Source organism: Blautia caccae, assembly GCF_040095955.1.
In the GTDB taxonomy this organism is placed as follows: domain Bacteria; phylum Bacillota; class Clostridia; order Lachnospirales; family Lachnospiraceae; genus Blautia; species Blautia celeris.
In genome coordinates this window covers 1-10081 of sequence record NZ_JBBMFP010000045.1, presented here as the reverse complement: position 1 = coordinate 10081, position 10081 = coordinate 1, and the positions used below count along the sequence as shown (strand labels likewise).

11 protein-coding genes are annotated in these 10081 nt (G+C 42.9%); 8 read left to right on the top strand and 3 right to left on the bottom strand.

The annotated features are described in order from the left end of the window. From WMO65_RS25735 to WMO65_RS25715, 5 genes are all read left to right on the top strand, one after another. The coding region (locus WMO65_RS25735; protein ID WP_349064801.1) for a DUF6017 domain-containing protein at positions 1 to 571 on the top strand (571 nt) is incomplete at its 5' end. Next, the gene (locus tag WMO65_RS25730; protein WP_118594192.1) at positions 568 to 918 is read left to right on the top strand and encodes a TFIIB-type zinc ribbon-containing protein; all 351 of its coding nucleotides are present in this window, start codon (positions 568 to 570) and stop codon (positions 916 to 918) included. The genes WMO65_RS25735 and WMO65_RS25730, both read left to right, overlap by 4 nt. After that, the gene (locus WMO65_RS25725) at positions 908 to 1318 is read left to right on the top strand and encodes a hypothetical protein (RefSeq protein ID WP_148392565.1); all 411 of its coding nucleotides are present in this window, start codon (positions 908 to 910) and stop codon (positions 1316 to 1318) included. Before WMO65_RS25730 ends, WMO65_RS25725 begins: the two co-directional genes overlap by 11 nt. Positions 1319 to 1345: 27 nt before the next feature. Beyond that, positions 1346 to 2362, top strand: a complete 1017-nt coding sequence (locus tag WMO65_RS25720; protein ID WP_148392564.1) for a hypothetical protein — start codon at positions 1346 to 1348, stop codon at positions 2360 to 2362. A gap of 207 nt (positions 2363 to 2569) precedes the next feature. Continuing rightward, a complete protein-coding gene (locus WMO65_RS25715; protein WP_158587373.1) occupies positions 2570 to 3142 on the top strand; it encodes a helix-turn-helix domain-containing protein in 573 nt (190 codons plus the stop codon). A 542-nt stretch (positions 3143 to 3684) separates the two neighbouring features. Here the strand turns inward: WMO65_RS25715 and WMO65_RS25710 are convergent. Next, positions 3685 to 4092: a sigma factor-like helix-turn-helix DNA-binding protein gene (locus WMO65_RS25710; protein ID WP_118594196.1), complete on the bottom strand. Its 408-nt coding sequence runs from the start codon at positions 4090 to 4092 to the stop codon at positions 3685 to 3687. A gap of 931 nt (positions 4093 to 5023) precedes the next feature. On the opposite strand from WMO65_RS25710, the gene WMO65_RS26615 reads away from it, so the two are divergent. Continuing rightward, the gene (locus WMO65_RS26615) at positions 5024 to 5200 is read left to right on the top strand and encodes a peptidoglycan-binding domain-containing protein (protein ID WP_118594198.1); all 177 of its coding nucleotides are present in this window, start codon (positions 5024 to 5026) and stop codon (positions 5198 to 5200) included. 32 nt (positions 5201 to 5232) lie between these two features. Here WMO65_RS26615 and WMO65_RS25705 read toward each other — a convergent pair whose 3' ends face one another. Together WMO65_RS25705 and WMO65_RS25700 are read right to left on the bottom strand one after the other, a co-directional pair. After that, positions 5233 to 5574 carry a YmaF family protein gene (locus WMO65_RS25705; RefSeq protein ID WP_226985349.1) on the bottom strand — a complete coding sequence of 114 codons (342 nt, stop codon included), beginning with the start codon at positions 5572 to 5574 and terminating at the stop codon, positions 5233 to 5235. Between the two features lie 860 nt (positions 5575 to 6434). Next, positions 6435 to 7775 carry an IS30 family transposase gene (locus WMO65_RS25700; protein ID WP_148392563.1) on the bottom strand — a complete coding sequence of 447 codons (1341 nt, stop codon included), beginning with the start codon at positions 7773 to 7775 and terminating at the stop codon, positions 6435 to 6437. A gap of 316 nt (positions 7776 to 8091) precedes the next feature. Here WMO65_RS25700 and WMO65_RS25695 point away from each other — a divergent pair, with 316 nt between their 5' ends. Both WMO65_RS25695 and WMO65_RS25690 read left to right on the top strand, forming a co-directional pair. Beyond that, entirely contained in the window at positions 8092 to 9354 is a 1263-nt protein-coding gene (locus WMO65_RS25695) for an IS110 family RNA-guided transposase (protein WP_148392562.1), read from the top strand. A gap of 503 nt (positions 9355 to 9857) precedes the next feature. After that, the coding region (locus tag WMO65_RS25690) for a 5-oxoproline transporter, DUF969 family subunit (RefSeq protein ID WP_349064796.1) at positions 9858 to 10081 on the top strand (224 nt) is incomplete at its 3' end.

The following is a 10081-nucleotide window of genomic DNA, read 5'->3' as shown; positions in this document are numbered from 1 at the left end:
CTTGGGAAATCGCCACCTACAAAATACTAATAAACTAAATACTAATAAACAAAATATAATAAAATCCTCTTCCAGGTTTTTTAGGGGAGAAGAGGGGAAGGAGGAGGCTGTCTGCCGGACCCGGGAGCAGATAGGCTATGACCTTCTGTGCCCAAAATACGGACAGGCTCTCCTGGACGAGATCGTGGAGCTCATGGTGGAGGTATCCCTTCCGGGCAGTGCTGCGGCTTTTTATACCGTCAACCAGAAAAGGATCGACCGGAAGACTATGTGTGAACGGGTGTCCAATCTGGGCTCTGAGCATATCCGGACGATCCTGGAGGGAATCCGGAACGGACCGCCCATCCGGAATGTCAGGAGTTATCTGCTGACATCGTTATACCAGGCAGACACGGCATTACATATCAACGCAGTCCGGAACAAAAAGGCAGAGAAAAAGAACGGGTTCCATAACTTCCATGAGCGGAGCTATGATTTATCACTGCTGGAGAAGAACCTTTTACAGGCACAGGACCGTGCACGGGGAACCGGACAGGCGGCTGTAAATCGCCGGGGAAAGGAAGGACCATGAGTGTGACAGGGAGCAGACATATCCCAGATGATACGAAAAACAAAAAGGGGGAATGGACCATGTATCGGGAAGATGGATGGGTAAAAGGCTTTTATCAGGATAACCTGGTGAAATATGAGTGCTCTGGCTGCGGCAGGCAATTTATCCTCGGTGAAGAGCTGGTGAAAGGCTGTACGCATGGCTATCCGAGGTGCCCTTACTGCGGGATCCGGGCTGTGGAGTGGGTGAGCATGACAGAGGATGACCAGCTGGCGGGGATGGCTCTGGGATGTATCGGCATCTACATGGAGCTGCCAGGAGAAAACTGCCCTGGCGATGAAAAGGAGGAAAATGCAGATGAAGAATAAAAGAGTTGACCTGAGGCTGAACAGTAAGATCGCCGCCCACCGCTTGGCAATCTCAAAACTGGAGCATTATGACAAGGCACGGTATACCAGCGCGATCCATTACATCGTGAGCGCTATTGATGCTTTTGAGGAGCCTGTGGAAGTGACAAAAAGTGAGCTGAGGCAGGTGATCCGGGAAGAGCTTGCAAAGGCTGCAGGAAAGCTCGGAGGAGCTGTGACAGGGTCTGTGTCCGGGGATGCAGCTGTACTGCAGGAGGAAAGGACGGAAAACGAAAAGATGCCGGACACTCCGGAAGCAAAATCACAAGGATCACTGACAGCCGGTGAGAACCCAAAGGAAGAGGAAAAGCCGGAGATAGACCCTGTGACATTTGAATTTATGGAGCAGCTGGGCATTTGAAAAAATAAGCGGGAGGAGGAAGGAATTATGCGACAGATCAGTAGAAAGGAATACGGGGCTGCAGGGAATACGGAACGGTATGGAAATGTCCTGAGCCTGGGATACAAGGGGGTGTCAGTAAACACTGCAGAATGGGGAAGGGCATACAGCAGCGGTGAACGGGGAGCTGCCCTGAACACAGGAAACTGCGGGTGGGCAGCTGTGTCCGGGAGCGGAGGGATTGCGGTCACAACAGGAAATGAGAGCCTGGCAGTGGCAGCCGGAGAGCATAGCGTGGCTTTTGCAAATGGCTGGAACGCTCTGGCCGGCGGCCGGAAAGGGTGCTTCCTCATATGCTCGGAATATGAGCAGGGAGAAGAGGGGAAGCTGCTGGACATCCAGGTGCAGAAAGTGGATGGGACGATCATCCAGGAAAATATGCTTTACTGCCTGCGGAAAGGCCGTTGGTGCCAGGTAAGAAAAACTCCTGAGATCCGGATACCGGAACCCGGCAAGATCCATGAACAGAGACAGGAGAGGGCAGTCTTTTGGCGGTGGCTGCAGGAAAAAGCCGGGAAACTGAGTGAGTATCCGGGACGGATGATCCAGAACCTGTTCTTTGAGCATGAGATATCCAGCACAGGAAAACGAAATATCAGCAGGAACCGGATGGGAGGGATACAGAGCAGCGGATCCGGGAGTATCGCGGTACAGGACAGCTGTTATCCGGGAAATCTATCCTCAGTCCTGGGATCACGCAGTATCCTGCTCCACCGGGCAGATTTGGGACTGGCACTTGCCGGCGGTTGCCAGACTACCGTGATCCGGACCGGTCACGCAGGAAGTGCAGCTGTCTGTGCAGAAGGTACAGCTGCCGCCGCTCTGGGAAACGGCTGCAAGGTCAAGGGTATGCCAGGCACGTATCTGATCGCGGCGGAGCATGATCTGGAAGAAGGATATATCACAGATATCCAGATCAGAAAAGTGGATGGGAAGGGGATCCTTCCGGATATGTACTATATCCTTTATGAGGGTGAATTCATAGAGGCTTGGAAATATAATTAAGCGCTATAGGCTCCTTTTCTTGTGAAGTGTTATTTTATGACAATGTACCGCTTAGAAATTTAAAAGATACTATTGACAAAGAGATGATTTTATGTGATAAGGGAGGGAAACATATGCTTTTTATTGTTGGCCTTATGCTTCTTATTTTTGTTATTATTGAGGGTATCATCATTCATCGCTTATGCCGTGTATGTTAGGAGAATGATGATGTTTAGAATAGATAATGATTTTATTTCGCCTGGCTCGATAGGTGCAAAAATAAAAAAGATACGAGAATATCGTGGATTAACTCAAAAAATATTAGGCATACGTTGTGGATTCTCTGATGCCACAGCAGATGTCCGCATTGGACAATATGAAAAGAACAAAAAGACACCAAGAGAAAAGGCATTAAAGACACTGTGTAATGCACTTGAAATTGACGAATCAGCACTATTTGATGCCGATTTGTCGGTTGCAAATACTGCAAGACACGCATTATTTGATATAGAGGATTTTCATGGCTTACGTCCAGTTAAAGTACAAGGGAAATATTATTTAGAATTTAGTGGAACAACTATATTAAACCAAAAGGTTCAGCCCTACCAAGAACTCGGATTTTTGAAATCTTGGCTTGAAAACTTGGAAAAATATACACCTAATGAAGATGATAGTGAAGAAGTCAAGAAGCAAAAAAGGAAAGAATATGATTTATGGCGGTATGAATGTATCTCTTTAGGAAAAAATGACAAAGGAGAAGAAATTAAGCAAGAAATCAAGGGAAAAAGACCAGGGAATTAATATCTGAGCAGCTTGGCATAAGTAATGGCCAGATTGCTAATATAGGAGAAACAAAGAACCTACGGAAGGAGGGCTTTGAGCTGAATCTGAAAAATGAGAAGGAAAGATAAAAATTGCTGAAAGGCTATCAGGAATGGCCTGTGTGGCTTCAGGTACCACAAGCCTCGGAAGTTTATTATCGTTATGACCTAAGATGGATATAGTATTGTTGTCTGTGAATACCGCTATTATTTGGAGTGGATGGAAAAAGAAGTGACTGAGGATTCAGAACAAGTGGGAATACGGATATATTTGCTTACGCCAGGATACAAATATCTCTATAATTGCAGATCAAATGAAACTGCCGTGTTGAAGCATCTGCAGCAATCAAAAATGTAATGGCTATTATGCAAATGGTATTGTTATAAAAAAATATAGTAAGGGTTATTATAACAGCAAGAAAGACGTGTTACACTGATAAAACAGGAGCACTACTGTAACTATCAATGCACAGGGGGCCACTGTAAAACGCTGTAAGGCCTCGGTTTCTCCACCGGGGCCTTTTAATCATACAAATCATCTAGTTTTTTGTGTGCTCGATACAACAAAGTTCCGACAGAGGTTATTGAGGAATGATGTTGTTCTGCAATTTCCTTATATGATTTGCCAGAAATTTTTTCTGATAAAAAGATTCGTTCAAGCCGACTCAATATAGATAAGTCACAATTTGCATATTGGGTATAGTCAATATTTTGCCTACGATGTATATAAGGATTTGTTTGTGGGTTATCAAGCTTTTTACGGGCTTTTAAAAGCAAAGCATTTATATTTTGTCTGCAACAATTCAACTGTTGTGATATTTCAATAGCTGAAAGACCTTGCATTTTCAATATCAAAGTTTCTCGTTCCCGAATTGTTAAAATGGATAAATCTGAATCTGCGTATTTAGCATAGTCGACGCGCGCCGGCATGACGTTTGATACCTCCTACTATTTATTGTCATCACCTATGCCTATATTGTAAAAGGACTATCCTTAGTTGTCAAGAGATGCAAAACAGCCGACACCATTACAGCGCCGACCGTTCCGCGACTAAAAACTTATTGATACTTTTGGTTGCAAATAAATATTACAACATAATTGGAATTAGAGCAATAGATAATCGTGGACAGTATTCGACGTTAATCCTCTTTTAGCAGCCCACGTTCGTGTGCTTCTTTTACCATACGTTCGTACAATTCCTCTGACGGCTCAAATTTTTCCAGATAAGTTTTTAGTCGCGGAACGGTCGGCGCTGTAATGGTGTCGGCTGTTTTGCATCTCTTGACAACTAAGGATAGTCCTTTTACAATATAGGCATTCTTGTTCAAATTCTGGATTAGCTTCAAAGTCTGGGTCATGTGTTTTTTTATTGAACATAATTTTATCACCTCCGAATTAAGTTTATTATCGAAGGCGGCAATAATACTACAGGTAAATATTGGAAATTATATAGAGGCGCACTGCCTGTACCTATATCCTTGGAGCGTTCCTCTGGATATGCCTTGTAATATAGGTACATATTGGACGGATATGTTGCCGTGTGTTGGCAGATTTGGGTACCGCTCAAGAGCAGCCTGATACAATAGATAAGCGTCGTGATTCTCATAAATAATACTCTTCATATGCATCACTTCTTACTGGAAACAGAACAAATATTTGTCTTGTATAAATTAATTATACGAATGCATGTTCTGATTGTTAATAATAAAAAACTGGCAGTTTTGGGCTGCCAGCCTCAAAGCTATATTGTCTCATCTCATTTTCGTGTTGCATAGATATGAGTTTCCACTCCCTTTTTATGGGGGTGTAGCCCCTTTTTCAAAGAACCACAAAACCGCATAAATAAAGGAACCCTTTAAAAGTGGACCTGGCGGGAAACGAACCCGCAGGGTGTAGAGTGCCTGGCAGCTTTGGCAATGAGCTGGAGGCAGCCGTGCTGCAGTACCAGCGTGATCACGTGCTTACTGCGGATGGTATTGCAAGGCGCAATACCTTTAAAAGCTTAATGCTAAATAACTGGTCGAAACGTTTATTATAAGGGATTTCCCCGGCCTAAGCCGGGGAAAGTATTTAATCACAAACAGGGTTTTCAATTAATGTCGCAACGATAAAGTCATGCTTGTGTCCTGCGTCCATAGAGGTACATCCTTTAATAAGGTGTACGTGTTTTCCACAACCAACATCAATTGCCGTTGAGGATGTGCCGCAAAATTCATGGGTATGGCCATTACAAGAATCGGTTTGAAATTTTACTTCATGCACGTGGCTGCCATCACAGGGAATTGCTTCGCTGGACACTGTAGCAAACCGATGGTTATGAGCATATTCACAGCACCCGGAAATCTTAACGCTTCCGGTTACTTCGTGAACGTGTTGCTTTGGAGGACAAGGCCTTTTCATATCTTCATTCATAATTTTTCCCTCTTGATTGATAATTGTAGATATTACAATGTTATATTATGCTTAATGAAGAAAAGCGTACCCCCAATTTTTAAATATTAAGCAGCCGACACCATTACAGTGCCGGCCGCCCGTGTCGGATTTCAGAGGTTACCCATTCCCCTGTTTTATAACAATAAATAAAGACATATATCAGGAGGTTTTTATGATTATATAAGGCGGAGCTGGAATGCTACCTGCCCCACCCGAAGCTTGTGACGGATGAACAGGTCAGCGTGATTTTGTAGCTGCTGTTCCATCGGAGCGAGAACCGGCAAATCGTTGAGCAGATACTATCTCAAAAACCGGAAAATGGGTAAAGGCAGAACGCCGGAAACGGCGAAGATTGCTGCCAGAAGCCCCTTGCAGGGAGCAGAGGATTTCCGCAGATGTTCCATCCGCTCCAATCCTCACAGGGGACGCTACACTTCCCCTGCGCTGACTGCCGCCAGCCCCCCCCTTTGTGGACTTGCCGGACGGAAACACCTTGCGTTGCAAGCTGTTTCCGTCCAACAAGTGTCATATCATCCTGTGGTGCTTCTTCCGGTGTGGATAGAAAGATGATATACTCAAAGAAAAATTTGAAAAATCATAAAATGGTAAAATTACAAAGTGAATTCGTGATTTATCAAAAGCCTTGATCTTGCAACACTTAATTCACGTTGTTTTGGTTTACGAGTGGCTAAAATAGAGCTATAATGAATTTATAGGAGCCTGTTTTCATGTGTGCAAGCATGGCAAACAAGCATCTGGAATAGTGTGCAAGACTAAATTCCACATACCAAATTTTTGTAGGATTAAATTCGGCAGTGGATTCCGTCTTGATTATCATTTTATTTTTTGAGTAATGATGGCTTCAAATGGACTTCGTCAGCAGGGATTTCCTGCAGACATAAAAGTCTGTGGAGCTTATTGTTCAAAAGCATCTTAGACAGCCTGAATGGAGTGCAGCCGTTCAGGCTGTCTCTTGCTTCGCTGTTGATGTGATTCATAAGTATGCATGCATCGCGCTGCTTATAGGAATCCAGACTTTGGCCTTTTGGAATCACATAGCGGAAATATTCATGGTTCTTTTCTATGCGGCCTTTTTGCCAGGAGGAGTTTGGATTGCAGTAAAAGATTTTGGTACGAATTTCACAATTTTTATCGCATTCCAGCCGCTCTGGAAACTGAAATTCCACACCATTATCAGTCAATATTACGGGGAACAGCTCCTGGAACACTTTGATGCCAAGCTTCTCTGTTAAATAATCGAATACTTTTATGACTTGCTCCTGTGACTTCTCTTGTAACACAAAAATGAGCATAAGAGAGCAGTTACGGAAGAAAATCGTCAGGAAAGCCTGCGTACTGTTATCCCGGCCACCTTCCACGGTATCGAGTTCAACAATCGGAATATCAGGATGCGTTTGAATAAATTTCTGGAAATCCTCATAAGTACGGCCGATGCGGAACTCTTTTGCAGAAAGACTAACCCTTGTGCCGGTTTTTCTGGGTTTACATTTATAACCGACCTTGCGGCGCAAATCGATATTCCTTGCAGTAAAAACACCTTGATCGATATAGTTATACAGCGTTTTTCTGGAACAGGGAATTTCATGTCCGTGAAAGGCATAAATGTGTGCCAGCGACTGCCCCTGCAATAATAGCGGAGAGATAAGATCGTCAAGGAGTGCGATATCGACGGGAGCCTGATTAATTCCCTGTCTGCATGAAACAAGCAGATCCTGGGAGGATTTGTCTGCATTCTGTGCAATGTAGAAAGCTTTGCTCTTATTACAGGTACGCTGTCTTGTACAATGATTGCAGACATAAGGAGCTTTGCAGATAGATTCACATTGTGGTTCCAGATATTCTGGACAAAGGGCAGTGCATACAGGAATACGTTCCTCACTGTTATAGCAGTATTTGCAGACTTTTACGCAATTCGGTTTGTCGCAAAGAAAACGTAAGGAACATTCCTTAAACCGGACACAGCGAAGAGGATGTCTTGGATCAGCCTCTCGTTTTTGAAAGGTGCGATATTTCTTCACTTCCTTGGAAATTGTACTTGGATGCTTATCAAGTTTTCTGGCGATCGCTGCAAATGACAGACCATCATTTAGCCCTTTTTCAATATGAATTCTTTGGGTTGTCGTCAGGTGCTTTTGGTCATATGTTTTTTTCTTATACATAAATATAAACCACCTTTCTGCGAAAGGCACCGATGGGGTTATGAAACACTGTCACTACTTTTCGCTTTTCAATTCTATTCCCCTTCTGATAAAATTTCTTCTATAAAAACCGACACACTACAGAACACGTGGAGGTGAGTGGCGGGGCTGTATAGCGGCAACCTCGCATAAATATATGTCGTCGGTCATCCGTTAAGGTATCAATGAATGGCGCATTCCGTAGCCCGTAAACTTATCTCTTCCAAAGTCGACTCGATTTTGCCGGATGACCAGTCCCTGTCGGTTTTATCTCAATAAAATTCAGGAGGTTATTTTATTGTCTTTCAAAATTTTTCGTTTTAACTGCTGTGGACTTGATGTCCACAAAACCTGGATCTACGCTTGCATTGGCATCACCGATTCAAACGGCAGAACCGATTACAAACAAGCTCGTTTCTCTTCCTTTTCCAAAGGATTGAAGGAACTGTGTGATTGGCTTGCAAAGTATAACTGTTCTGAAGTCTGTATGGAATCTACCGGCAAGTATTGGATCCCTGTATTTAATGTTTTGGAAAAGGCAAATAATTCTGTGATTCTTGCTCATCCCAAATATACAAAAACTCAAAAAGGAAATAAGACCGACCGAAAGGATGCGAAATGGATTTGCGACTTGTTCATGTGTGAAATGATCAAACCTTCCTTTATTCCACCCGCTGACATTCGTCATTTAAGGGATTTAGTAAGATACCGGTTCAAACTCACCTGTATGATTACCGGCGAAAAGAACCGTGCGCAAAACTGTCTTACTGTTTCTAATCTTAAATTAGATGATGTATTCAGTGACGTGTTTGGGAAATCTTCTCGTTCCATCACAGAATATATGCTCGCTCATCCAGGGGAAATATTTGATGTGGCACCTTTTGTAGACAGTCGATGTAAAACACCTATGGAAGAAATCCAAGCCGCTGTTGACGGAGCTATTTCTCCTGAGCAGGCCATTAAACTTCGTCAGTGCCTCAATCATATCGACGAATTAGAAAAGCATCTGGAAGAAATAGAACGGGAAATCCTTCGTCTCTCTGATAAATACCAGGCCGCTCTTGATCTAATTCGTACAGTTCCCGCATTTGATAAAAATCCAATGACTGCAATTCAAATCCTTTCTGAAATCGGAGGTGACATGTCTGTTTTCCCCTCAGCTAAGCACCTCGTTTCATGGGCAGGATGTTGTCCGCGCAATGACCAAAGCAACAAAAGAATCAAATCAACTCGAATTTCCCGTGCTGGTAATTATATTAAACCCATTCTGGTACAAGTTGCAAATGGTTTATTGCGTTCTAAGAAACATCCTGAAATAACCGGCCGCTATAAGCGTATTAAATCGCACCGTGGTCACAAGAAAGCCATTATCGCAATCTGCCGTATGCTCCTGACCGCTATCTGGCACATACTTTCAGATTTAAAACCATATACAGCAGAAGGTTTTCTTGAATCACGTCCTGTGAATAAAGCAAAAGTATTGACTACTTCACAGGCACTTAATCTACTAAAGCAGCGTGGATACACCATTAAAGATGATATCGTTCCTGCCATGAATTAGGTGTTGTGTCTATATTTTCTTTTTGAAGCCACCGTAAGATGGCTTGTTTGCCATACAATTTACTTTTTTCTAACCACTATTTCTTTGTTTCAAACTTATCAAGGGGATTATGAAAAGTACACATGAAATGTGAGAAAGAGGCTTATTCCTCTTGGGAAAAAGCACAGTCAGGAGGAATAAACCGGAGTTCGCCCAGAAAGAAAACTAGGCTTGTTTTGAGTACAAAAAGGCGTATACTAAATTCAAGTTATTGCCTGATACTTTGTTAGTGCATAGTGGGTGAATTCTACACCATTATTTCCGAAGGTAAATTTACGCTGTTGGATGGCATATTAAGTGTGGACATGTTTGCAGCTTTCATATATAATAATGTAAAATCATGTATTTTTCTGTAAGATATTTTAATGATGAAAAGAAGAGGTTTGCAATGAAAGGGGGAAGACTAAGGAAGAGGAAATCTCTTCAGCAGGTTGTATGCTTTATAGCTAAGAAAGGGGAAGGATATGGAAATTATTAAATTAATTGGTGTAGTGATTATTGTTTTAGGTTTTGCACTGAAACTGGATGTTCTGGCTGTAGTACTTGTGGCAGGTATTGTGACTGGTCTTGTATCAGGCCTGGATTTTTTTCATATTCTGGAGATCATAGGTACATCTTTTGTAAACAATAGACTTATGTCTATTTTCCTGATTATGTTCCCGGTAATTGCCATCATCGAGCGTTTTGG